The sequence below is a fragment of the Amycolatopsis sp. NPDC051102 genome, assembly GCF_040682815.1.
Taxonomy (GTDB): domain Bacteria; phylum Actinomycetota; class Actinomycetes; order Mycobacteriales; family Pseudonocardiaceae; genus Amycolatopsis.
On sequence record NZ_JBFBBT010000014.1, the window covers coordinates 58,705 to 80,894 of the forward strand.

General features: G+C 71.4%; 21 protein-coding genes. 13 read left to right on the forward strand and 8 right to left on the reverse strand.

Annotated features, from left to right (window positions below; genetic code table 11):
- The first annotated feature begins 384 nt into the window (after positions 1-384).
- The 4 genes from AB0M93_RS32090 to AB0M93_RS32105 all read left to right on the forward strand — a co-directional run bounded on the left by AB0M93_RS32090 (position 385) and on the right by AB0M93_RS32105 (position 6,786).
- Positions 385-5,373, forward strand: a complete 4,989-nt coding sequence (locus tag AB0M93_RS32090; protein ID WP_364280279.1) for an NAD-glutamate dehydrogenase — start codon at positions 385-387, stop codon at positions 5,371-5,373.
- Entirely contained in the window at positions 5,370-5,789 is a 420-nt protein-coding gene (locus AB0M93_RS32095) for a thioesterase family protein (protein WP_354818658.1), read from the forward strand. The genes AB0M93_RS32090 and AB0M93_RS32095 overlap by 4 nt, the downstream gene beginning before the upstream one ends.
- The gene (locus AB0M93_RS32100; protein ID WP_364280282.1) at positions 5,782-6,417 is read left to right on the forward strand and encodes a hypothetical protein; all 636 of its coding nucleotides are present in this window, start codon (positions 5,782-5,784) and stop codon (positions 6,415-6,417) included. The genes AB0M93_RS32095 and AB0M93_RS32100 overlap by 8 nt, the downstream gene beginning before the upstream one ends.
- Positions 6,418-6,531: 114 nt before the next feature.
- Positions 6,532-6,786: a hypothetical protein gene (locus tag AB0M93_RS32105; RefSeq protein ID WP_364280285.1), complete on the forward strand. Its 255-nt coding sequence runs from the start codon at positions 6,532-6,534 to the stop codon at positions 6,784-6,786.
- 138 nt (positions 6,787-6,924) lie between these two features.
- On the opposite strand, the gene AB0M93_RS32110 is transcribed toward AB0M93_RS32105, so the two are convergent.
- Together AB0M93_RS32110 and AB0M93_RS32115 are read right to left on the reverse strand one after the other, a co-directional pair.
- Positions 6,925-8,475 carry a glycoside hydrolase family 13 protein gene (locus AB0M93_RS32110; RefSeq protein WP_364280288.1) on the reverse strand — a complete coding sequence of 517 codons (1,551 nt, stop codon included), beginning with the start codon at positions 8,473-8,475 and terminating at the stop codon, positions 6,925-6,927.
- Positions 8,475-8,876 carry a globin gene (locus tag AB0M93_RS32115; protein ID WP_364280291.1) on the reverse strand — a complete coding sequence of 134 codons (402 nt, stop codon included), beginning with the start codon at positions 8,874-8,876 and terminating at the stop codon, positions 8,475-8,477. Before AB0M93_RS32115 ends, AB0M93_RS32110 begins: the two co-directional genes overlap by 1 nt.
- A 101-nt stretch (positions 8,877-8,977) precedes the next feature.
- Here AB0M93_RS32115 and AB0M93_RS32120 point away from each other — a divergent pair, with 101 nt between their 5' ends.
- Positions 8,978-9,448, forward strand: a complete 471-nt coding sequence (locus tag AB0M93_RS32120) for a hypothetical protein (protein WP_364280293.1) — start codon at positions 8,978-8,980, stop codon at positions 9,446-9,448.
- Here the strand turns inward: AB0M93_RS32120 and AB0M93_RS32125 are convergent.
- A complete protein-coding gene (locus AB0M93_RS32125) occupies positions 9,436-10,449 on the reverse strand; it encodes a mechanosensitive ion channel family protein (RefSeq protein WP_364280296.1) in 1,014 nt (337 codons plus the stop codon). The genes AB0M93_RS32120 and AB0M93_RS32125 overlap by 13 nt on opposite strands.
- Before the next feature lie 357 nt (positions 10,450-10,806).
- Between AB0M93_RS32125 and AB0M93_RS32130 the strand changes: the two genes are divergently transcribed.
- Positions 10,807-11,304, forward strand: a complete 498-nt coding sequence (locus AB0M93_RS32130; RefSeq protein ID WP_364253302.1) for an HNH endonuclease — start codon at positions 10,807-10,809, stop codon at positions 11,302-11,304.
- A gap of 395 nt (positions 11,305-11,699) precedes the next feature.
- Here AB0M93_RS32130 and AB0M93_RS32135 read toward each other — a convergent pair whose 3' ends face one another.
- The gene (locus tag AB0M93_RS32135) at positions 11,700-12,071 is read right to left on the reverse strand and encodes a hypothetical protein (RefSeq protein ID WP_364280299.1); all 372 of its coding nucleotides are present in this window, start codon (positions 12,069-12,071) and stop codon (positions 11,700-11,702) included.
- A 278-nt stretch (positions 12,072-12,349) separates the two neighbouring features.
- Between AB0M93_RS32135 and AB0M93_RS32140 the strand changes: the two genes are divergently transcribed.
- Positions 12,350-12,604 carry a hypothetical protein gene (locus AB0M93_RS32140; protein WP_364280302.1) on the forward strand — a complete coding sequence of 85 codons (255 nt, stop codon included), beginning with the start codon at positions 12,350-12,352 and terminating at the stop codon, positions 12,602-12,604.
- Positions 12,591-13,079, forward strand: a complete 489-nt coding sequence (locus AB0M93_RS32145; protein ID WP_364280305.1) for a DUF5130 family protein — start codon at positions 12,591-12,593, stop codon at positions 13,077-13,079. Before AB0M93_RS32140 ends, AB0M93_RS32145 begins: the two co-directional genes overlap by 14 nt.
- A 511-nt stretch (positions 13,080-13,590) precedes the next feature.
- Here AB0M93_RS32145 and pepN read toward each other — a convergent pair.
- Complete coding sequence (pepN, locus tag AB0M93_RS32150) at positions 13,591-16,158, reverse strand: aminopeptidase N (RefSeq protein ID WP_364280467.1); 2,568 nt, start codon at positions 16,156-16,158, stop codon at positions 13,591-13,593.
- Positions 16,159-16,312: 154 nt separating this feature from the next.
- Between pepN and AB0M93_RS32155 the strand changes: the two genes are divergently transcribed.
- Positions 16,313-16,933, forward strand: a complete 621-nt coding sequence (locus AB0M93_RS32155; RefSeq protein ID WP_364280308.1) for a DsbA family protein — start codon at positions 16,313-16,315, stop codon at positions 16,931-16,933.
- On the opposite strand, the gene AB0M93_RS32160 is transcribed toward AB0M93_RS32155, so the two are convergent.
- Both AB0M93_RS32160 and AB0M93_RS32165 read right to left on the reverse strand, forming a co-directional pair.
- A complete protein-coding gene (locus tag AB0M93_RS32160) occupies positions 16,930-17,739 on the reverse strand; it encodes an MBL fold metallo-hydrolase (RefSeq protein ID WP_364280311.1) in 810 nt (269 codons plus the stop codon). The genes AB0M93_RS32155 and AB0M93_RS32160 overlap by 4 nt on opposite strands.
- A complete protein-coding gene (locus AB0M93_RS32165) occupies positions 17,736-18,458 on the reverse strand; it encodes a 2-phosphosulfolactate phosphatase (RefSeq protein WP_364280314.1) in 723 nt (240 codons plus the stop codon). Before AB0M93_RS32165 ends, AB0M93_RS32160 begins: the two co-directional genes overlap by 4 nt.
- Before the next feature lie 45 nt (positions 18,459-18,503).
- Between AB0M93_RS32165 and AB0M93_RS32170 the strand changes: the two genes are divergently transcribed.
- Together AB0M93_RS32170 and AB0M93_RS32175 are read left to right on the forward strand one after the other, a co-directional pair.
- Complete coding sequence (locus tag AB0M93_RS32170) at positions 18,504-18,977, forward strand: ribose-5-phosphate isomerase (protein WP_364280317.1); 474 nt, start codon at positions 18,504-18,506, stop codon at positions 18,975-18,977.
- On the forward strand, positions 18,977-19,786 hold the full coding sequence (locus AB0M93_RS32175; RefSeq protein ID WP_364280320.1) for a DNA-formamidopyrimidine glycosylase family protein: 810 nt from the start codon (positions 18,977-18,979) through the stop codon (positions 19,784-19,786). The genes AB0M93_RS32170 and AB0M93_RS32175 overlap by 1 nt, the downstream gene beginning before the upstream one ends.
- A 56-nt stretch (positions 19,787-19,842) precedes the next feature.
- On the opposite strand, the gene AB0M93_RS32180 is transcribed toward AB0M93_RS32175, so the two are convergent.
- Complete coding sequence (locus tag AB0M93_RS32180) at positions 19,843-20,667, reverse strand: hypothetical protein (RefSeq protein ID WP_364280322.1); 825 nt, start codon at positions 20,665-20,667, stop codon at positions 19,843-19,845.
- Positions 20,668-20,814: 147 nt separating this feature from the next.
- Between AB0M93_RS32180 and AB0M93_RS32185 the strand changes: the two genes are divergently transcribed.
- Together AB0M93_RS32185 and AB0M93_RS32190 are read left to right on the forward strand one after the other, a co-directional pair.
- The gene (locus tag AB0M93_RS32185; protein ID WP_364280325.1) at positions 20,815-21,690 is read left to right on the forward strand and encodes a TIGR03619 family F420-dependent LLM class oxidoreductase; all 876 of its coding nucleotides are present in this window, start codon (positions 20,815-20,817) and stop codon (positions 21,688-21,690) included.
- Positions 21,691-21,695: 5 nt separating this feature from the next.
- Positions 21,696-22,136 carry a nuclear transport factor 2 family protein gene (locus tag AB0M93_RS32190; RefSeq protein ID WP_364280328.1) on the forward strand — a complete coding sequence of 147 codons (441 nt, stop codon included), beginning with the start codon at positions 21,696-21,698 and terminating at the stop codon, positions 22,134-22,136.
- Positions 22,137-22,190: the final 54 nt, after the last annotated feature.

Consider the following 22,190-nt stretch of genomic DNA (forward strand, 5'->3'; position numbering starts at 1 on the left):
GGGGTCCGGTCGGTGAGACGCCCCGATCCGTCGCCGACCTGTCCGCGCGCTGGGGCAGTGGGATCCGTCGCACTCCGGTGTCGCCGACCGGCCGACAGCGTTCGGCGAACGGCAGCGCGGCCGATCAACTGAACCGATCACGTGGGCTGCACGTCGGGTAACGCCCGGCGAGCACGGCTGGTCAGCGCCGCGCAGCCGCGCCGGAGACAACCCGTCAGTAGCTTGACCGATCACGCGAATCCGGTGCCCGGAAAGGGTTTTCGCGCCCCCGGGAACCCCTGGGTCTTCATGTGATCCGGGATGGCGGCGCATTAGTGTGGGGTGCGCCGGCTCAACGCCGAACCGGCGCGGTGCCACCTCACGCAAACTGGAGAGTTGCCTCAAATGAGCTCGACCGGAGTCTCGTCCCTACCCGGAACCGGAGCCGACGCCGAACCCGAATTCGGCGCCCCGCGCTCCCCGGCCAGCCCGGAGCAGATCAGGGACGACCTGATCGACGCCGCGGCCGGGCTGGCGCCGGAGATCGGTGAGCTCATCCGGCTCTACTACCGGCACATCCCGCCCGAAGAGATCGTCGGCGACGAGCCCGTCAACCTCGTCGGCGCGGTCCGGTCGCACCTGCAGCTGGCCAAGTCCCGGATGCCCGGCCGCCCGGCCGTGCGGCTGCTGAACCCCACCGTCGCCGAAGACGGCTGGGCGCGCGAAGCCACCGTCGTGCAGGTCGTCACCGACGACATGCCCTACCTCGTCGACTCGATCGCCGCGGAGTTCGCCCGCGACGGCGTCCAGGTGCAGCGGATCGTTCACCCGATCGTGGTGGTCAGCCGTGACCTCACCGGCGAGCTCCTCGAAGTCCACCCGGAAGCGGACCCGGCCGAACCGCCCGCGAACTCGGCCGCCGAGTCGTGGATGTACATCGAGATCGACTTCGTCACCGACCGCAACCGCGCCCGCGAGCTCGACAACCGGCTCTCCAGCGTGCTGGGCGACGTCCGCGAGGTCGTCGAGGACGCCGAGAAGATGGCCCAGACGGCCTGCCAGCTCGCGAGCGAACTGGAGACCGACCCGCCGCGGCTGCCCGCGGACGAGGTCGCCGAGGGTGCCCGCCTGCTGCGCTGGCTGGCCGACGGCCACTTCACCTTCCTCGGCTACCGCCGCTACGAGATCGTCGACAACCCGCACCCGGACACCGACGAACCCGCCCTGCGCGCCGTCCTGGCCTCCGGCCTCGGCGTACTGCGCCAGGACAGCCTCGCCGCCCGCGGCCTCACCGCCGGCCCGGACACCGCCGCGTCCGCGCTCGCGCCTTCGCTGCTGGTGCTGACCCAGGCGAGCGCGCCCTCGACCGTGCACCGGCCGGTCTACCCCTACTACGTCGGGGTGAAGACCTTCGACGCCGAGGGCACCGTCACCGGCGAACACCGCTTCCTCGGCATGTTCACCACCACGGCGTTGCACGAGAACGTCCTCGACATCCCGGTGGTGTGCAAGCGGGTCCGCGAGGTCATCCACCGCGCCGGCTTCCCGATCGAGTCGTTCTCCGGCCAGCGGATGCTCGAAATCCTGCAGAACTGGCCGCGCGCCGACCTGTTCTCCGCCGACACCGACTCGCTGTACTCGACGACGACCGGCGCGATCACCCTCGCCGACCGCCGCCGGCTGCGGCTGTTCCTGCGCCGCGACCCGTACGGCCGCTTCTACTCCTGCCTCGTCTACCTCCCGCGCGACCGGTACACGACGCGCTCGCGGCTGGCGATGCAGGAAGTCCTGCTCGAAGAGCTCGAAGGCACCCAGCTCGAATACAGCGCGCGGATCGGCGAGACGGTGCTGGCGCAGGTGCACTTCGTCGTGCACACCGACCCGGCGCGCCGCCTGGAGCCGGACACGCTCAAGATCCAGGACCGGCTGAACGACGCCGTCCGCACCTGGGACGACCGGATGGTCGAAGCGGTCCTCGACGAACGCCGGGAGCGCGCCGACGGCGGCGTCGCGGTCGGGATCGTCGGCGAGGAGTCGGCCACCGAGCAGGGTCAGCGCTTCGCGATGGTGTTCCCCGAGGGCTACAAGGAGGACTTCACCGCCGAAGAGGCGCTGGCCGACCTCCGCTCGCTGGACTCGCTCACCGACGAAGGCGACCTCGCGCTGTCGTTCTACCGGCCCGCCGACGCCGGGCCCGGCGAGCGGCGCTTCAAGCTCTACCTGCGCGGCGAGGGTGTCACGCTCTCGAAGGTGCTCCCGGTGCTGCAGGCCATGGGCGTCGAGGTGGTCGACGAACGGCCGTACGAGCTGCACCGCGAGGACGGCGGCGCGTGCTGGATCTACGACTTCGGCCTGCGCGTCGACCAGAAGATGCTCGACGAGTCCGACGAGGACGCCGTCGAGGAGCTGCGCGGCCGCTTCCAGGACGCCTTCGAGGCCGCCTGGCGCGGTGACGCCGAGGTCGACGGCCTCAACGGCCTGGTCCTGCGCGGGGGGCTCAGCTGGCGCCAGGCCGCCGTGCTGCGCGCCTACTCGCGCTACCTCCGCCAGGCCGGCAGCGCGTTCTCCCAGGACTACATCCAGAACACGCTGCTGAACCACACGCAGGTCGCGACCAAGCTGCTGCGGCTGTTCGAGGCCCGGTTCGACCCGAAGCTGCCCGACGCCGACCGCGAGTCCGCCACCGAGGCCCTGGCCGCCGAGCTGAACGCGATGATCGACGAGGTCACCAGCCTCGACGAGGACCGGATCCTGCGCCGCCTGATGGCCGTCATCCAGGCCACCCTGCGGACGAACTACCACGTCATGGGCACCGACGGGCGGCCGCGGCCGTTCCTGGCGATCAAGCTCGACCCGGCCGGCGTGCCCGACCTGCCCGAGCCGCGGCCCAAGTTCGAGATCTTCGTCTACTCGCCGCGCGTCGAAGGTGTCCACCTGCGCTTCGGCGAGGTCGCGCGTGGTGGCCTGCGCTGGTCGGACCGCCGCGAGGACTTCCGCACCGAGATCCTCGGCCTGGTCAAGGCGCAGGCGGTGAAGAACGCGGTGATCGTGCCGGTCGGCGCGAAGGGCGGCTTCGTCGTGAAGCGCCCGCCGGCCCCGAGCGGCGACGCGAGCATCGACCGCGACGCCCAGCTGAACGAGGGCATCGCCTGCTACCGCATGTTCATCTCCGGCCTGCTCGACCTGACCGACAACCGGATCGAGGGCAAGACCGTGCCCGCGCCCGGCGTCGTCCGGCACGACGCCGACGACTCCTACCTGGTCGTCGCGGCCGACAAGGGCACCGCGAAGTTCTCCGACATCGCGAACGAGGTCTCGGCGCAGTACGGCTTCTGGCTGGGCGACGCCTTCGCCTCCGGCGGTTCGGTCGGCTACGACCACAAGGCCATGGGCATCACGGCGAAGGGTGCCTGGGAGAGCGTCAAGCGGCACTTCCGCGAGCTGGGCAAGGACACCCAGACCGAGGACTTCACCGTGGTCGGCATCGGCGACATGATGGGGGACGTCTTCGGCAACGGCATGCTGCTGTCCGAGCACATCCGCCTGGTCGCGGCGTTCAACCACATGCACGTCTTCCTCGACCCCAACCCCGACGCTGCGACGTCGTACGCCGAGCGGCGCCGGCTGTTCGACCTGCCGCGCAGCTCGTGGGACGACTACGACCGCTCGCTGATCAGCGAAGGCGGCGGGATCTACCCGCGCTCGGCGAAGTCGATCCCGGTCAGCCCCCAGGTCCGCGCGGCGCTCGGGCTCGAGGACAGCGTCACCGCGCTCGCGCCGATGGACCTGATCCAGGCGATCCTGCTGGCGCCGGTCGAGCTGCTGTGGAACGGCGGTATCGGCACCTACGTCAAGGCGGAGACCGAAAGCCACCAGGCAGCCGGCGACAAGGCCAACGACGCCATCCGCGTCGACGGCAAGCAGCTGCGGGTCAAGGTCTTCGGCGAGGGCGGCAACCTCGGCCTCACGCAGCTGGGCCGGATCGAGTTCGCACGCAACGGCGGCAAGATCAACACCGACGCGCTCGACAACTCGGCCGGCGTCGACTGCTCCGACCACGAAGTCAACATCAAGATCCTGCTCGACCACCTCGTCCAGACCGGCCAGCTGGAGCGCGAACAGCGCAACGAGCTGCTGGAAGAGATGACCGACGAGGTCGGCGCGCTGGTGCTCAAGGACAACTACCGGCAGAACGCGGTCCTCGGCGTCAGCCGGGCGCACGCCGCGCCGATGCTGTCGGTGCACGCGCGCCAGGTGCAGGCGCTGGTGTCCGCGGGCGCCTTCGACCGCAAGCTCGAAGCGCTGCCGAGCAACTCGGAGTTCCGCGAGCTGGAGAAGGCGGGCAAGGGCCTCACCTCGCCGGAGCTGGCGACGCTGCTCGCGCACGTCAAGCTGGAGCTGAAGGACGAGCTGCTGGCCAGCGACCTGCCCGACTCGAAGGTCTTCGCGGCCCGGCTGCCCGAGTACTTCCCGAAGCCGCTGCGCGAGCGGTTCGGCTCCGCGATCGGCGAACACCCGCTGCGCCGCCAGATCATCACCACGCTGATCGCCAACGAAGTTGTCGACGGCGGTGGCATCTCGTTCGTCTACCGGCTGATGGAGGAGATGAACGCGACGGCGACGGACGCGGTGCGCGCGTACGCCGTGGTGACGCAGGTGTTCGACCTCCCCGCGCTGTGGAAGGAGATCGACGCGCTCGACAACGTCGTGCACACCGACGTCGCCGACGCGATGGTGCTGGAGACGCGGCGGCTGCTCGACCGGGCCGCGCGCTGGTTCCTCACCAACCGGCCGCAGCCGCTGGCCCCGCTGTCGGAGATCAAGCGCTTCCGGCGAGTGCTCGACAAGCTCGTGCCGAAGATCGGCGACCTGTTGCGCGGCCGCGAGGCCGAGTCGGTGCAGGCGCACGCGGACGAGCTGATCGAGGCCGGGGTGCCGGCGAGCCTGGCCCGCCGGGTGTCGCTGCTGCTGCACACCTACGGCCTGCTCGACGTCACCGAGGTGGCCGAGCTCGCCGAGCAGCAGGTCGGCGTGGACGCCGTGCACAGCCCGGCGGAGACGGCGGAGCTGTACTACGCGCTCTCGGCGCACCTGGACATCGACTCGATGCTCACCGAGATCAGCAAGCTCGAACGCGGCAACCGCTGGCACGCGCTCGCCCGGCTTTCGCTGCGCGACGACGTCTACGGCTCGCTGCGCGCGATCACGCTGGACGCGCTGCGGCACAGCGATCCCGGCTCGTCCGGGGACGCCAAGATCGCGCAGTGGGAGAAGACGAACGCGTCCCGGCTGCAGCGGGCCCGCGTCGCGCTCGACGAGATCACCAAGTCCGGCCGGCTCGACCTGGCGACCCTGTCGGTGGCGGCCCGCCAGATCCGGAGCACGGTTCGGTGACCTACGTTGCGCACGTCCGCCCGCGCTGGACGGACATGGACGTCTACGGCCACATCAACCACGCGAAGCTGGTGACGCTGCTCGAAGAGGCGCGCATCCCGCTGTTGTTCGAGGCGGCGGTCGAGGCGGGGCTGGACCAGCTGCCGAAGGGCATCGTCGTGGTCCGGCTCGAAGTGGCCTACAAGGCGCCGATCGTGGTGTCCGGGCAGCAGCTGCGGATCGACATCGACCTCACGCAGCTGCGCGCGGCGAGCTTCACGCTGGCCTACCGCGTCCACGGCGGGCCGTCCCCGGACGACCCGGTGGCGGTCACCGCCGAGACGGTACTGGCGCCGTACGACACCGTCGAGCTGCGGCCGCGTAGGCTCACCCCGGCCGAATCGGAGTTTCTGAAGCAGGGGTTCGCGGATGCCTGAGTTGTTCGTGCCGGACGCGGCCGACCGGGAGACCCTCGGGGCGTTCGTCGCCCGCGCGGTCCGGCTGGACGGCCAGACGGCCGTCCGGCTGCGGCAGCGCGGCGACGGCGTGGTCGAGGCCTGGACGTCGACGCCGTTCGAGTGCCTGGCCACCCGCGCGGTGGCCGGTGACGTCACCCCCGGCGACGTCACGGTGTCGGGCAACGAGCTGCTCGCGGCGCTGACCGTGGCGGGCGCGCCCCGGATGGACCCGGGCCCGGCCCGCGACCTGCTCTGGCACGGCGAGCTGCCGCCGTCCGGCCGCTGGCCGCTGGTCGACGAGCTGCCCGCGCGGGTGGTGTCCGAGCTGGCCGACCGCGGCGTGACCCTGGCCAGGGACAACGCGGGCCCGCACGGCACCCCGCCGGCGTCGCTGATGGACCAGGCGGTGCTGACCGTGAGCGGCGGTTCGGTCGAGGTCAAGGTGCAGATGCGGTGCCTGTTCGCGATGTCCGGCATGGGTTTCGTGGATTCGGACGTGGCCGGTGACGTGGTCCGCGTGACGGCCACGGATTCGTGGCTGCGCCTGGACGCGCGCTACGGCGCGATCGTCCGGCGCCGGCACGCGCTGCTGCCGCTGCTGTTCTGACGGAATGCTTACGGCGGCCACCGTCCGGCCCGGATGGTGGCACGCTGAAGAGATGACTGCGACATCCGGGGCTTCGCCCCGGGCCGGGGGCTTCGCCACCCGGACCCCCGAACGATGAAGGACGAAGACCCGACCGCGGAGTTCCTGGACTCGGTGCGCGCCGACGAGGAAACGCCGTGGCGGACGGACCGTCCGGCGGGCGAGCGGGCGCCGGAGCGCGCCGAAAGACCTGAGAGGTGGGGCCGCACGCGTGCGGCGGGCCGGGCGGCTGCCCAGGCGGCGCCCTACCTCCAGGCCGCGGCGCTGGTGGCCTGGCTGGCCAGCGGCGCCTTCGACGACGGTTCCGGTTCGGGCGACCAGTCCGGCTGAAATCCCGAGCCGGGCACGGCCCGCCCTCCCTGGGGGCTGCCCCCGCTTCCAGCGTATCGGCGGCCACCGACGAAAGTGCCGCCCGAAGAGGCGTTCAGCCGAAGTTGTCCACATCCGGCGTGGGGTGTGGAAGCGGCCTCAGACCAGCCAGGCGGCCGAATCGGCGGGCAGCTTCCCCTCGACCAGCGGGCTGCTCGACAGCAGCAGCTCACCCGGCGGCAGCGCGATGGGCGACGCCGAGGTGTTCAACGCGCACACCAGCCCGCCCCCGCGCCGCCGGAAGGCGAAACAGCCGGCCGGGGCGCCGTACCACTCCAGCTCTTCGCCGCCGAACGCCGGATGCGTCTTCCGCAGCTCGATCGCCTGCCGGTACAGCGACAGCGTCGAGTCCGCGTCCTCGATCTGCTTCTCCACCGTCAGCCCGGCCCACTCCGCGGGCATCGGCAGCCACGTGCGGGGGTTGCGCGAAAAGCCGAACGGCGGCAGATCGCCCTCCCAGGGCAGCGGCACCCGGGAGACGTCCCGGCCGAACTCGGCGCCGCTCGTCTTCGCGCGCGGGTCGGCCATCTCCGCCGGGGCCAGCTCGACGTTCGCCAGCCCCAGCTCTTCGCCGTTGTACAGGTACACCGCGCCCGGCAGCGCCAGCTCGACCAACGCCATCGCCCGCGCGCGCCGCACGCCCGCCGCGCCGCCGCCGTAGCGGCTGACCTGCCGCCAGACGTCGTGGTTGCCCAGCGTCCAGGTCGCCGGGGCGCCCGTGCGGGCCGGGACGGCCAGGGACCGCTCGATGGCCGTGCGCATGGCGTCGGCGTCGAAGTGGGTCAGCACCAGGCGGAAGTTGAACGCCAGGTGCAGCTCGCCGGGCCGCAGGTAGCGCGAGAGCCGCTCCTCGTCGGTCACCCAGATCTCGCCGACCGCCATCGCGTCCGGGAACTCGTCGAGCACCTTGCGGATCATCTGGTGGATCTCGTGGACGCCGTCGTGGTCCCACCGCGGGTCGTAGTAGTGGCTCGGCCCCTGCCCGCCGGCGCGCGGGTCCATGTCCGGCAGGCCGGGCGGTTTGGCCATGCCGTGCGCGACGTCGATGCGGAAGCCGTCGACGCCGCGTTCGAGCCAGAACCGCAGCGTCCGCTCCAGGTCCGCGGCGACCTCCGGGTTGGCCCAGTTCAGGTCCGGCTGCTGCGGCGCGAACAGGTGCAGGTACCACTGCCCGTCCGGCACGCGGGTCCAGGCCGGGCCGCCGAACGCGCTGACCCAGTTGTTCGGCGGGTCCTCGCCCTTCGGCCCGACGCCGTCGCGGAAGATGTACCGGTCCCGCTCCGGGCTGCCGGGCTCGGCCGCCATCGCGGACTTGAACCAGGCGTGCTGGTTGCTGGTGTGGTTGGGCACGACGTCGACGGTGACCTTGATGTTCCGCTTGTGCGCCTCGGTCAGCAGCACGTCGAAGTCGCCGAGGGTGCCGAACATCGGGTCGACGTCCCGCGGGTCGGCGATGTCGTAGCCGTGGTCGGCCATCGGCGAGCGGTAGAACGGCGTCAGCCACAGCGCGTCGACGCCGAGCAGCTCGAGGTAACCCAGGCGGGAGTGGATGCCCTCCAGGTCGCCGACGCCGTCACCGTCCGAGTCGGCGAACGAGCGGACGTACACCTGGTAGAAGACGGCGTCCTGCCACCAGGCATCCCGTCTCATCAGACGAAGCTGTTCATCATGCTGTGCGCGGCCATCTCCAGGTAGGCCCAGAGCTGACCGCGGTACGGCTCGTCCAGGTTCTCCTCGTCGACGGCGATCCGGATGCAGCGCAGCCAGGCGTCCCGCTCGAGCGGCCCGATCTTGAACGGCGCGTGCCGCATCCGCAGCCGCGGGTGCCCGCGCTGGTCGGAGTAGGTGTGCGGGCCGCCCCAGTACTGGATGAGGAACAGCCGGAAGCGCTCCTCGGCCGGCCCGAGGTCCTCCTCGGGGTAGAGCGGACGCAGGATTTCGTCCCGCGCGACCTCCTCGTAGAACCGCCCGACGATCCGGCGGAACGTCGGTTCGCCACCGATCGCTTCGTAGAGGTTCGCCGGTTCGCTCACTGCAGACACGCCTTCCATTTTGCCCTTCGTTCCCGGGTTCCCGACGCCCGGTCCGCCTCATGCCGGATGGTCGCAAATCCGTTTCCCAGCGTAACCGCGCCTCGCTACCGTCTCCGATCGTGACGACCTCCCTCGGCCACTGGCGCGATCACCCGGAACGCTGGCCGGAGCTCGCCGACGCGGAGGCGCGGCAAGCGGTCCTGCGCCTGCTGCTGCGCGAACGCCGGAACTCCGACGCCGTGTTCCTCCGCTATCTCCTGGACCAGGAGATCCGGTACCACGAGGACGGCTGGGGCTACGACGAGAGCCTCGGGCTCGCCGCGCTGCTGCTGCACGAGTGCGGCGAAGCCGGGGACGTCTGGCAGCTCAGCGAGGCCAAGTACACGAGCTTCGACACCGCGAGCGGGCTGAGCGCCTTCCTGCTGTTCCCCGCCGGGGTGGCCGCGACGCTCGAGCACGTCGAGCGCAGCGACCACCCTGACCGGGACGAAGTGGCGGCCGACCTGCGGGAGCACCTGGTGCACGACCCCGGCCTCGACCGGGAGCGCGCGGCCCGGCTCGCCGGGCTGCGCGAGCACTACTCGGCCTGACGGACCTTCTTCTCGGCCGGCGGGGCCGCCGGGACAGCGGGCGGGAACAGCCGGCCGAGCGGCGGGTCGAACCCGGCCTCCTCCAGCGCCGCGAGCAGCTGGGCACGCAGGGCCCGCTGCACGGCCCACTGCTTGCCCGGCCGGACCTTCACCGTCAGCCGCAGCTGGAGGCCCTCCGGTGTGACGCTCTCCACACCCAGCATCTCCGGCGGCTCGAGGATGTTGTCCTTCAGCGCGTCCCCTTCGGTGGCTGTGGACGCCGCGGTCGCGAGCACCGTCGTCGCGCGTTCGACGTCGGCGGTGTAGCCCAGCGGGACATCGACGACCGCCACCGCGAAGCCCTGGCTCGAGTTGCCGACGCGCAGGACCTCGCCGTTGCGGACGTACCAGACCGTGCCCTTGACGTCACGCAGGGTCGTGATCCGCAGCCCGACGGACTCGACCGTCCCGGACGCCTCGCCGACGTCCACGACGTCGCCGACGCCGTACTGGTCCTCGACCATCATGAAGATCCCGGACAGGAAGTCCTTGACCAGGTTCTGCGCGCCGAACCCGATCGCGACGCCGATGATGCCGGCCGACGCGATGATCGGGCCCAGGTTGATGCCGAGTTCGCCCAGCACGAGGATGAACGCCAGGCCGTAGATCAGGAACGTCGCCATCGACTTCAGCACCGAGCCGATGGTCATCGCGCGCTGGCGGCGCCGTTCGATGACCGCCGAGCCGAGCACCTCGGGGGCGCGCTCGCGCAGCGGACGCAGCATCGACGGGAGCTTGCCGCCCGTCTTCGGCAGCGTGGTGACGCGGTTGATCAGCCGTCTGAGCAGCAGGCGGACCAGGAACGCGATCACGATGATCATCAGGATCTTGACCGGCTTGGTGATCAGCCAGTTCGCCGAGCCCGCCAGCCACACGTTGTGCGTGACGTCGTAGACCTGAAAGCAGAACGTGCTCGGGTCTCTGATGCACGGCGTGTCGGCGGAGGGGAGCAGGGGGAGCACGGGGGTTCGTTCATCCTTCCGATCGGTCGGGCGCCCCAACGCCGGGTGGATGCCGGGTCGCGCGGATGTGACACGTCTTGTAACACACGTGCGCTGGGGGCCTGTTCTGTGGTCGACTATGCCTACGCCCCTGGAGGTGGTCGAGTGCCAGACCGACAACCCAGCCCCCGCGGCGTCTCCGGCCAAGCCACGGCCGACGAGACGCCAGAGGTGGTTCTGCGCGCCTACCCGGGGGGTTCCGCATCCGGCGGAACCGTCCCGGCCGGGCCGGGGACCCGCCCAGGGGGAGTGACCCGCCCGCCCGGACAGCGTAGTAGAGGCCGGGATCCGGCCGCCCCGGCCTGGGGCCGGCGCCGGGTGCTCCTGCTCAACGCCACTTTCGAGCCGTTGACGGCGCTGCCGCTGCGGCGCGCTGTCGTGCTCGTGATGTGCGGCAAGGCCGAAGTGGTGCACGGTGACCCCGGCGGGATCGAGCTGCACTCGGCGAAGGTGTCGCTGCCGGTGCCCTCGGTGATCCGCCTCAGCACGTACGTGCGCGTACCGTATCGCGCGCAGGTGCCGCTCACGCGCGCCGGGCTCATGCACCGCGACCGGTACCGCTGCGCCTACTGCGGAGGGCGGGCCGAGACGATCGACCACGTGGTCCCGCGCAGCCGGGGCGGCCCCCACGCCTGGACCAACTGCGTCGCCTGCTGCGCCAAGTGCAACCACCGCAAGGCGGACCGGCTGCTCTCGGAGATCGGCTGGCGCCTGCGGGTGGTCCCCCGCGCCCCGCACGGCCCGCACTGGCGGCTGCTCGCGCACTCCAAGGAGGCCGACCCGCTCTGGCGGCCGTATCTGGGCTCCGCGGCCTGACGTCTTCCGGAGGCCGGCGGAGCCTGGTGCACGGTTCCGGCGCCTTCGGGGCGGCGGTGACTTCGGGGTGCCCGGGGTCGGCCGCTGTTTGACTGCGGGCTGCGGCTGCTGCTGCGGCGGCTCGGCGAGGCGCTTCCAGCTGGCGTGCCCTTCGGGCGGCGACCCCGACTCCGCGGGAGGCGTCCGGTTGGCGCGGCCTTCGGGCGCTGAGTGATCTTGGCCGGCGCTTCCGTCCGGCGTGCCTTCGAACACCGGCGGGTGACCCCTCCGCCCGGCGCGGCCCCCGGCCACCTGACCCCGAACATGCCGGCGCCCCGGCTGCCTTGCGGCGGCCGGGGCGAGCCGGGTGCTTGCGCGAGGTGCTCAGGTAGTGCGTGCGGCCCTGGAGTACGGGTTCAGGCGGCCAGCGTGTAGTCGCTCTGGCAGGTGACGCGGGTGCCCATGGTGACGCGCGTGCCGAGGGTGACCCGGGTGCCGCGCGTGACACGCGTGCCGCAGGTGACGCGGGTGCCGGCCGTCACACGCGTGCCCATCGTGACGCGGGTGCCTCGTGTGACGCGAGTCCCGCGGGTGACTCGCGTGCCCGCCGTCACCCGGGTGCCCATGGTGACGCGCGTTCCCGCCGTCACCCGTGTACCGCGAGTGACGCGTGTACCGCGGGTAACCCTTGTGCCCGCCGTCACACGCGTTCCGGGGACGAATTCGATGTCGCTGAGTGACGAGATGGTCTCGGTGATCGCCTGTGCGGGCGTCTGGACGCTGTTCATGGCGGGGCCTCCTGGGACCGGTGCGTTACCTGCTGGGGCTGGAGAGCGGGGCGCAAGGCCCGTACAGGTGAAAAAGCTACGAGGATTTCAAGGTCCGGACAAGACGACAGCGGCGGGTGCGGCCGCCTGTACGTTGAGTTGCAACCTTTCGGCCCGACGGTCTTCGCCCCAACGTTCCAGTCGTCGCGTGCCAAGCGGCGGACGGCAGTCGGCTTACGACGAACGGTCGAGTGCGCCGCGCGCAGTGGCCGCAGAGGTCATCCGATACGCTCAGCGCCGTGAACGTTGTCGAGACGATCCTGGTCTTCGCCGTGATCCCGCTGGCCATCTACGGCCTCGCCGGGCTGCTGACGCTCCGGCGCAGGTCCGGCGCCGCCCCGCGGCACCGGTCCGGCCAGGCCTGGGAGTACCCGGCCATGTGGTGGAGCGCCAACCCCGACGGGGTCGGCGCGGGGCACCGGTACGCCGGCGCCGAAAACAGCGCGCCCGAGGGCGCCCCGACCGCGGCGGGAGGCGCTCGTGGCAACTGGTGAGCTGACGAGGCGCGTCGACGAGTCCGAACTGGGCTACGGCGAGGCCATCACGAACAGCGGCCGCGTGTCGGCGGCGAAGATGTACGAGCCGGCGGCGCCCGCCGGGCCGTTCAACACTCGCCAGCTGGCCCGCCTCGACGAGGCGCTGACGTTCGCGAGCCGGGAGACCGGCCTGGACTTCAGCCTGTACCTCGGTGAGCTGGGCGAGGACAGCCGCACGGCGGCGGAGAAGCTGCACGCGACGACGGCGGACCCGTCGAACGCGGTGCTGATCGCGGTCTCGCCGGGCGAGCGGAAGATCGAGATCGTCACGGGCAAGGTGGCGCACCTGCGCCTGCCGGACCGCGGCGCCAAGCTGGCGGTGGCCAGCATGGTGGCGTCCTTCAAGGAGGGCGACCTCGTCCGCGGGCTGGTCAACGGCTTGGTGAACGCGCTGCGCATGCTGTCCGACCAGGCGGGCCCCGCGCCCCGCTGACCCAGACGTCGAAGAGCCTCGCACCCTGGTTTCCGAGGTGCGGGGCTCTTTTCGTGCGAGCTTGTCCCCAGATCGGCCGGGTTGTGGACAACCGAGCCGCTGCTGCGGCCGATCGCCGGTTTCCGTCGGACACCGCCGATACGCTGGAAGCGGGGGCAGCCCCCAGGGAGGGCGGGTCGTGTCCGGAGCCTGATTCGCCGCTTGGCTGGAGGCCGGGCTGTATCCGGAGCCTGACTCGCCGCTGGCCGGAGGGCGGGCCGTGCCGGAGCACTACCCACTGCCTGGCCGGAGTGTGGGTCGTGTCCGGAGCCTGGCTGGCGGGACTTGCCGGAGCCTGTCTCGTCGGTTGGCCGGAGTGCGGCCCCTGCCCGGAGCCCGACCCGCCGGAGGGCGGGCTATGTCCGGAGCCTGACTGGCCGCTGGCCGGATGGCGGGCCGTACCTGACCACTACCCGCTGCCTGGCCGGATGGCGGGCCGTGCCGGAGCACGACCCGCCGCCCGGCCGCGATCTCACGCCTGTGCGTCGAAGTCCCGTGCCGCCAGGGCGCGCACGATGCCCGCCCGGCCCTCCGACACCAGCCGGCGCAGGGCCTGCGGGTGCTCGCCCGTCAGCCACTCGTCGGAGGCCGTCACCGTCTCCGGGGCCACCGCCCACGACGGGTACAGGCCGATGGCCATCGGCTGCGCCCGCTCGCTCGAGCGCCGCTGCCACACCTCGTCGATGACCTCGAAGTACTTGGCGACGTAGTCGCCCAGCAGGCCCTTCTGGCCCGGGTGGGAGAAGCCCGAGATGAGCGAGTCGCTCACCGCGTTCGGCAGCTCGTCGTCGTACACCGCGCGCTGCCACGCGTCGGCCTTGGCCTCCGCCGTCGGGCGCAGGGCGCGGGCGCGCTCCGCCTGGCGGCGGCCGGTGGCCGTGTTGTCGCGGGCCAGCTCGGCGTCGATCTCCGTCGCGCCCGCCCGGTCGTGGGCGACCAGCGCGTGCAGCAGCCGCCAGCGCAGGTCCGTGTCCACCGTGAGCCCGGGCAGCGGCGCCGAGCCGTCCAGCCAGCCCGCCAGCACGTCCAGCGTGGCGGCGTCCAGCACCGACCCGGCCAGGGAGTTCACGAAGGCCAGCTGGTGGTCGGAGCCCGGCTCGGCGCCCCGCACCAGCTCCAGCAGCCGGGTGGTGAACGCGGGCCAGCCGGTCGAGGCCGCCCACTCCTGCTCGGCGTAGGAGTTGAGCGCGGTCTGCGCCTGCAGCAGCAGCCGCTGGACGACGCCGACCTCGCTCTCGGTGTGGATGCCGCGCTGCACCAGCGTGACGAAGTCGCGCGCCTTCAGCTCGGCCTCGCGGGTCATCTCCCACGCTGCCGACCAGCACAGCGTCCGCGGCAGCGGCTCGGTGATGTCGGCGATGCGGTCGATCAGCGTGGTCAGCGACGCCGGGTCGAGCCGCATCGTGCAGTAGGTCAGGTCGTCGTCGTTGACCAGCACGAGCTTGCCCGCGGGCTGCCCGACCAGCTCCGGCACCTCGGTGCGCTCGCCGTCGACGTCGAGCTCGACGCGGTGCTTCCGGACGATCTTGCCGGAGCCGTCTTCGTCGTAGACGCCGACCGCGACCCGGTGGGTGCGCAGCTCACCGGCACCCGGCTTCGCGCCGGACTGCACGACGGCGAACGACGTGAAGCTGCCGTCCGCGCCGACCTCGTAGCGCGGGCTGAGCGAGTTCAGCCCGGTCGTCTCCAGCCACTGCGCGCTCCACCACGACAGGTCGCGCCCGGACGCCTCCTCCAGCGCGCCCAGCAGGTCGGCCAGGGTCGCGTTGCCCCAGGCGTGCTTGCCGAAGTACACCTTCAGGCCGTCGAGGAAGTGGTCCAGCCCGACGTAGGCGACGAGCTGCTTGAGCACGCTCGCGCCCTTGGCGTAGGTGATGCCGTCGAAGTTCACCTCGACCGCGTGCAGGTCGACGATGTCGGCCGCGATCGGGTGCGTCGAGGGCAGCTGGTCCTGCCGGTAGGCCCACGACTTCTCGATGTTCGCGAAGCTGGTCCACGCGTTCTTGTACTCAGTGGCCTCGGCCTGGGCCAGGACGCTCGCGAAGGTCGCGAACGACTCGTTCAGCCACAGGTCGTCCCACCAGCGCATGGTGACCAGGTCGCCGAACCACATGTGCGCCATCTCGTGCAGCAGCGTCTCGGCGCGCCGCTCGTAGGCGTAGCGGGTGACGCGGCTGCGGAAGACGTAGTCCTCCAGGAACGTCACCGCACCGGCGTTCTCCATCGCGCCCGCGTTGAACTCCGGCACGAACAGCTGGTCGTACTTGGAGAACGGGTAGGGCGTGCCGAACTTCTCGTGGTAGAAGCCGAAGCCCTGCTTGGTCTCGGTGAACAGCCGGTCGGCGTCCATGTGCTCGGCCAGCGACGCGCGGCAGTAGACGCCGAGCGGGATGGTCTTGTGGTCGTCGGTGTACTCGTCGCGCCATTCGGCGAACGGGCCGGCGACCAGCGCGACGAGGTAGGTGGAGAGCCGCTCGGACTCCTTGAACACCGTGCGGACGGCGCCTTCCGGCGTCTCCTCGGCGGACTCGGCGACGGCGTTGGAGATGACCTTCCAGTCCTTCGGCGCGATCACCGTGAGCCGGTAGACCGCCTTCAGGTCGGGCTGGTCGAAGCAGGCGAACATGCGCTTGGCGTCCGCCGTCTCGAACTGCGTGTACAGGTAGACGCCGTCGTCGACCGGGTCGACGAACCGGTGCACGCCTTCGCCGGTGTTCATGTACCGGCAGTCGGCGGTCACGGTGAGCTCGTTCGACTCGGCGAGCCCGGGGAGCGCGATGCCCTTGTCCTCGACGTAGGCGCTGACGTCGACGTCCGCGCCGTTCAAGGTGGCCGAGTGCACGCGGTCGGCGACGAGGTCGACCCACGTGGATTCGCCGGCCCGGGCGCTGGAGAACCGGACGGTCGTCGTCGACGCGAAGGTCTTCTCCCCGGGACCGCCGTGGCCGTCGGTGAGATCGAGCTCGATGTCGTACGCGGTGACGTCGAGCAGATCCGCGCGCAGCTTGGCTTGGTCACGGGTCAGGTTGGGGGCGGGCACAGGCACCTCTGGTCGTTGGTATCGGTTTTCAACTCCCCGCATCCAATCATGGGTACGGGGTGCCGGGCGAGGAAGGGAACAAGCCCGCGTCCGGAGGTGTTGGCCCGCTACGTGGGGGTCCGCCCACATCAAGACATGACTCAGGAGTGCCCCGATGACCGCTGCCGAGCAGCCCACGAAGGTCGACTTCTACTTCGACCCGATCTGCCCGTTCGCGTGGATCACCTCCCGCTGGATCCTGGAGGTGGAGAAGCACCGCAACCTCGACCTGCACTTCCGGATCATGAGCCTGTCGGTGCTCAACGAGGGCCGGGACGAGCTGCCCGAGCAGTACAAGGAGCTGCTGTCGAAGGGCTGGGGCCCGGTGCGCGTGGCCGTCGCGCTGTCGCAGCTCAAGGGGGAAGAGGTGCTGCGCGACTACTACACCGAGTTCGGCACCCGCTACCACAACCAGGGCAACAAGGACCGCGACGTCGTCATCAAGGAGGCGCTGGCCGCCATCGGCGCGCCGGCCGAGCTGTTCGACGCCGCGGACTCGACCGAGTACGACGAGGCCCTGAAGAAGAGCCACCACGAGGGCATGGACCCGGTCGGCATGGACGTCGGCACCCCGACGATCCACATCGACGGCGTCGCGTTCTTCGGCCCGGTGCTGACCTCGATCCCGCGCGGCGAAGACGCGCTGAAGGTGTTCGACGGCGCGGTGGCGCTGGCGAGCTACCCGGACTTCTTCGAGCTCAAGCGCACCCGGTCGGGCGAACTGAACTTCGACTAGGGAGTTTCCAAGGCGGCCAGGGTGACGTCGCTGGGGTAGCGGGACGCGGCGACGGCGGCCACTTCGGTCGTCTCGCCGCGGCCCAGGCCCGCCTTGAGCGAGATCAGCTCGTGCAGGCCGTCGCGGTGGTAGCGCAGGAAGGCCGCGTCGACGGGGTCGCCGTGGCCGGGCACGACGACCCGCGGTTCCAGGGCGAGGATGGCGTCGAACGCGTCCGGCCAGGCGGTCAGGTCGGTTTCGGAGCTGAACGAGAACGCGCTGAACCCGGCCTCGGCGTTCTCGACGACGTCGCCGGCAAAGACGACCGCCGCGTCCGGCACGTGCACCACCACGTCGTGCCCGGTGTGCGCCGGTCCGGGGTGCAGGAAGACGGCCGTCCGGCCGCCGAGGTCGAGTTCGACGCGGCCGGTGAAGGTGTGGTCGGGGGCGGTGATGGTCGTCCGGGAGATCGCGTCCGCGATGTCCGGCTTGCCCTCCTTGCGGTAGTAAGCCTCCCAAGTGGCCCGGCGGGCGTCGGGATCCGCGCTCAGCTCGGTGGCGCAGCCCTCGTGCGCCCAGATTTCGCACGGCAGGAACGCCTCGGTGCCCCAGGCGTGGTCGAAGTGCGCGTGGGTGTAGACGACGACCCACGGCAGCGACGTGATCTCCCGGACGGCGGCGGCCAGCTCGGCCCCCTGTTCGAGATCGCCGCGGGTGTCGACGACGAGACAGCGTTCGGCGCCGACGACGAGCCCGACGGTCAGGTCCAGCTCCTCGTAACGGCGAGCGTGCACACCCTCGGCGACCTCGATCCAGCGTCCGGTCATCGCAGTACTCCTTCGTCCAGGACGGGAGCGGTGTCGCTCACGTCGGTTTGTGCGGCCAGCGCGACGTCGCCGCCGTGGCCGGCTTCGGTCAGTTCGCGCCCGGACACGCAGGTCGCCAGGGTCGTGACGTCGACGGACCGGGCCGCGAGCGCGGCTTCGGCAGACAGCGAAAGCCCGTGCCCGGCCAGCGCCGCCGCGATCGCCCCGGCGCCCATCTGGTCCTCGACGCACGGCCGCAGCGGCCCGAACGTTTCGCTCTGGCCGAAAATGTTCACGCCCCAGCGTTCCCCGGCCGCGATCAGGCCGATCGGGCCTCCCAATTCGCGCGCCTTCGCGGCGACGGCGGAAGCGTTGCGCAGGCAGCCCGCGAGCACGTGCGCCCCGGTCGCCGCGGCGGCGTCGCACAGGGTCGCGCCGTTGGGCGAGGGGAGCGCGAGCAGCGTCCCCGGAGGGATTTCCGTCACAGAAGAGGGCCGAAGGGTCCATCCGCCCTCGCCCGCGATGACCGCCCCGGCCGCCCGAGCGCGGGCGATCCCGCGCTCGTCACGCCACCGGACCGGCAGCACGCGGCCGCCGCGGGCGAGTACGAGATCCGTGGTCGTGCCGAAGGACAGCACGTCGACCACCACCAGTACCGCGCACTCCCGGCCCAGGGCCGCGACGCCTTCGGCGCCCCAGTCGAGGCGCACGTCGCTGCCTGTCTGCTGCCAGATCCCCACCCCCGGAGCATGCCCGATATCGGCCCTGGTGGCAGACTCGCAGCCGTGCGTGTCTACTTGGGATCCGACCATGCCGGTTTCGAGCTGAAGAACCACCTGGTGGCTCACCTGGAGAAGCAGGGCCACGAGGTGACCGACATCGGTCCGCACGTCTACGACGCGGCCGACGACTACCCGGCGTTCTGCGTCGAGACGGCGCTGCGGGTGGTGGCCGACGAGGGCAGCCGCGGCATCGTCGTCGGCGGCTCGGGCAACGGTGAGCAGATCGCCGCGAACAAGGTGCCCGGCGTCCGCGCCGGCCTGGCCTGGAGCGTCGAGACCGCGAAGCTGTGCCGGGAGCACAACCACGCCCAGCTGATCGGCGTCGGCGCCCGGATGCACACCGCCGAGGAGGCCGTCGAGATCGTCGAGGCGTTCCTGGCCACCGAGGTCTCGCCGGAGGAGCGGCACGCCCGCCGCGTGCAGCAGCTGCTCGACTACGAGCGCACCGGGACCCCGCCGGCGTTGCCGGAGGCCTGATGCCCGAGGGGCACACGCTCCACCGGCTCGCGCGGCTGCACAAGCGCCGGTACGCCGGCGCGCCGGTCACCGTGCTGAGCCCGCAGGGCCGGTTCGCCGCCGAAGCGTCCCGTTTGGACGGTCAGCTGTTCGTCGGCGCCGAGGCGCACGGCAAGCACCTCTTCCACGACTACGGGCCGCACGGCGTCGTGCACATCCACCTGGGGCTTTACGGCACCTTCGGTGAAGCGCCGCTGCCCGCGCCCGAGCCGGTGGGCCAGGTCCGGCTGCGGCTGGCCGGCCGGACACATTGGACGGACCTGCGCGGGCCCACGCGGTGCGAGCTGCTGGCGCCGGAGCAGGCCGACGCGATCAAGGCCCGGCTGGGTCCCGACCCGCTGCGCCGCGACGCGAAACCGGAGCTGGCCTGGGCGCGCATTTCGCGGTCCAAGACGTCGATCGCGGCGTTGCTCATGGACCAGGCCGTCCTGGCCGGCGTCGGGAACGTCTATCGCGCCGAAGTGCTGTTCCGCCACGGCGTCGCGCCCCTGACCCCGGGACGGTCACTCGACCGGGCGCTGTGGGACGCCATGTGGGCCGACCTGGTGACGCTGATGCGGGACGGCGTCCGCGTCGGCCGCATCGACACCGTCCGCCCGGAGCACCTGCCCGAGGCGATGGGCCGCGCGGCCCGGGTGGACCGCCACGGCGGCGAGGTCTACGTCTACCGCCGGGCCGGCGAGCCGTGCCTGGTGTGCGGGACGCCGGTGGCGCACTCGGAACTGGTGGGCCGCAACCTCTACTGGTGCCCGCGCTGCCAGACCGCCTGAAAACACCGTGAGCGGCCCGTTCTGCCGAACGAGCCGCTCACGGTGATCAGGGGTGGTCAGAAGTCGAAGCCGCCGCCGTCGAAACCCCCGCCGTCGAACCCGCCTCCGTCGAAACCGCCGCCGCCCCAGTCGCCGCCGCCGTCTCCGCCCCAGTCGCCTCCGCCGTCGCCACCGCCGTCGAAGTCACCGCCGCCGTCGCCGCCCATGTCGCCGGAATCGAGCGCGTCCTGCTGGCCGGCGTCGTAGCCGGACTCCCAGGCCGAAGCGCTCGCGATGCCGCTCATGCCGGAGAACATCGCGCTGAACAGGAACATCGAGCCCAGGCCCCAGGCGCCGGCGACGAGCGCGGGCTTCCACCACGGCTCGCTGTACCAGCCCTGCGGCACCGGGCGGCCCGCGACGCGGCCGCCGGGGTAGTAGTACGGCGTGTCCTGGCCCGCCTCCGGCGAGGCCGCGTAGTGCTGGCCCTCGACGTCGACCTCGCGGCGCTCGGTGACCTTGCCGGCACGCTCGCGCTCGGCCTCCTCCGGCAGCTGCGGGCCGGGGTCCATGCCCATCGCGGTGCGCGCGGCGCGGACGTAGTAGAGGCCCTCGATCGCGGTCTCCTTGACCAGCCGGGCCTGCTCGATCGTGCGGGCCTGCTCCAGCTGCGAGCCGGCCGCGTTGTAGCGCTCGCTCGCGTCGGCCATCGCCTGCTGCGACGCGGTGTCCGTGCCGTTGATGTTGAGGACCTGGCCGCCGAGCCGCTCGACCAGGCGCCGGGCGTCGGCCTTGGCGTCGTCGAGCTCCCGCTGCCGGGCCGCGGCGCGCTGCCGCGAGAAATAGAGGCCGCCACCGACGATCACGACGACGAGCACGATCAGGAAGATCGCGGTGCCCATGGACCACTCCCAGAAGTTCGGGGCTCGGTGACAGGTGGTCACCTTCTGATTCGGACAACGCGGACGCTACGCGGTGGGTTCCCGGTGCGTGACCGGGCCCACCGCGGGACCTGGCCGAGCAAACTAGAACACGTTATAGTTCGTGGCATGAAGTTCACCCTGTCGATCGCGATGAACCCCCTCGATCAGCTGGGCGAGCTCGCCCGGGCCGCCGAAGAGGCCGGCTTCGCCTCCATTGCCCTGCCCGACTCGCTCTTCTACGCCGAAACGGTGGACACGGACTACCCGTACACCCCCGACGGCAGCCGGTTCTGGACCGCGGAGACGCCCTGGGTGGACCCGCTCGTCGCGACTGCGTCGATGGGCGCGGTCACCAGCCGGATCCACTTCTACACGTCGGTGCTGAAACTCGGCTCGCGCAACCCGGTGCTGCTGGCGCGCCAGGTCGGCTCGGCGAGCGTGCTCACCGGCGGCCGGTTCGGCCTCGGGCTCGGCGTCGGCTGGCTGCCGCAGGAGTTCGAGTACTGCGGCGTCCCGTTCGAGCGGCGCGGCAAGCGCGTCGACGAGGCCATCGACGTGCTGCGGCTGATCCTCGGCGGCGGCATGGTCGAGTACCACGGCGAGTTCTACGACTTCGACAAGATCCAGATGAGCCCGGCGCCGCCGTCGCGGGTGCCGTTCTACATCGGCGGCCACACCGAAGTCGCGCTGAAGCGCGCCGCGCGGGTCGCCGACGGCTGGTCGTCGGCGATGATGAAGCTCGAGGACCTCCGCTCCACCATCGGCCGGCTGAAGGAACTGCTCGCCGAGCAGGGACGCGCCGACGACCCGTTCGAGTACCAGGCGGTCTGCATCGACGCCTTCGGCCTGGACGGCTACCGCGCGCAGGCCGAGGCCGGCGTCACCGACGTGATCACCATGCCGTGGGTGTTCGACGGCGTCGGGTTCGACGCGCCGGTCGAGCCGAAGCTCGAGGCGATCCGCAAGTTCGGGGCCGAAATCATCGCCGAGTTCGAGGAGTGACTCCCATGGGCGTGCAGGTCAGCTGGGACACCGAGCAGGAGCAGCCGCCCGCGCGGCGCGCGGCGTTCGCGTCGATGACGGCGGTGACGGCGGGGGACAAGGAGGCGTGGCTGGCCCTGTTCGCCCCGGACGCGGTGGTCGAGGACCCGGTCGGGCCGTCGTTCTTCGACGAGACGGGCAAGGGGCACCACGGTCGCGAGGGCATCGGTGCGTTCTGGGACAAGACCATCGCGAACGTCGAGCGCTTCGAATTCACCATCCGCGACTCCCACGCCGGGGGCGACGAGGTGGCCAACGTCGGCACGATCACGACGTTCCTGCCGGGCGGCTACCGCGTCGACACCGACGGCGTCTTCGTCTACCGCGTCGGTGAAGACGGCTTGATCCGATCGGTGCGGGCGTTCTGGGAGACCGAGCGCGCGATGGCGACCGCACGCCAGGTGTAGCTCCCGCCGCTTCGAAGGCCACCCCGGAATCCGGGGTGGCCTTTTTCGTGCGTG

What these genes read in the sequence shown, in the direction of transcription:
- AB0M93_RS32185 (WP_364280325.1), top strand. Translation starts at nt 20,815, where the DNA reads ATGAAGTTCACCCTGTCGATCGCGATGAACCCCCTCGATCAGCTGGGC.
- AB0M93_RS32135 (WP_364280299.1), bottom strand. Translation starts at nt 12,071, where the DNA reads ATGAACAGCGTCCAGACGCCCGCACAGGCGATCACCGAGACCATCTCG.
- AB0M93_RS32090 (WP_364280279.1), top strand. Translation starts at nt 385, where the DNA reads ATGAGCTCGACCGGAGTCTCGTCCCTACCCGGAACCGGAGCCGACGCC.
- AB0M93_RS32180 (WP_364280322.1), bottom strand. Translation starts at nt 20,667, where the DNA reads ATGGGCACCGCGATCTTCCTGATCGTGCTCGTCGTCGTGATCGTCGGT.
- AB0M93_RS32115 (WP_364280291.1), bottom strand. Translation starts at nt 8,876, where the DNA reads ATGGAAGGCGTGTCTGCAGTGAGCGAACCGGCGAACCTCTACGAAGCG.
- AB0M93_RS32155 (WP_364280308.1), top strand. Translation starts at nt 16,313, where the DNA reads ATGACCGCTGCCGAGCAGCCCACGAAGGTCGACTTCTACTTCGACCCG.
- AB0M93_RS32190 (WP_364280328.1), top strand. Translation starts at nt 21,696, where the DNA reads ATGGGCGTGCAGGTCAGCTGGGACACCGAGCAGGAGCAGCCGCCCGCG.
- AB0M93_RS32105 (WP_364280285.1), top strand. Translation starts at nt 6,532, where the DNA reads ATGAAGGACGAAGACCCGACCGCGGAGTTCCTGGACTCGGTGCGCGCC.
- AB0M93_RS32100 (WP_364280282.1), top strand. Translation starts at nt 5,782, where the DNA reads ATGCCTGAGTTGTTCGTGCCGGACGCGGCCGACCGGGAGACCCTCGGG.
- AB0M93_RS32175 (WP_364280320.1), top strand. Translation starts at nt 18,977, where the DNA reads ATGCCCGAGGGGCACACGCTCCACCGGCTCGCGCGGCTGCACAAGCGC.
- AB0M93_RS32110 (WP_364280288.1), bottom strand. Translation starts at nt 8,475, where the DNA reads ATGAGACGGGATGCCTGGTGGCAGGACGCCGTCTTCTACCAGGTGTAC.
- AB0M93_RS32160 (WP_364280311.1), bottom strand. Translation starts at nt 17,739, where the DNA reads ATGACCGGACGCTGGATCGAGGTCGCCGAGGGTGTGCACGCTCGCCGT.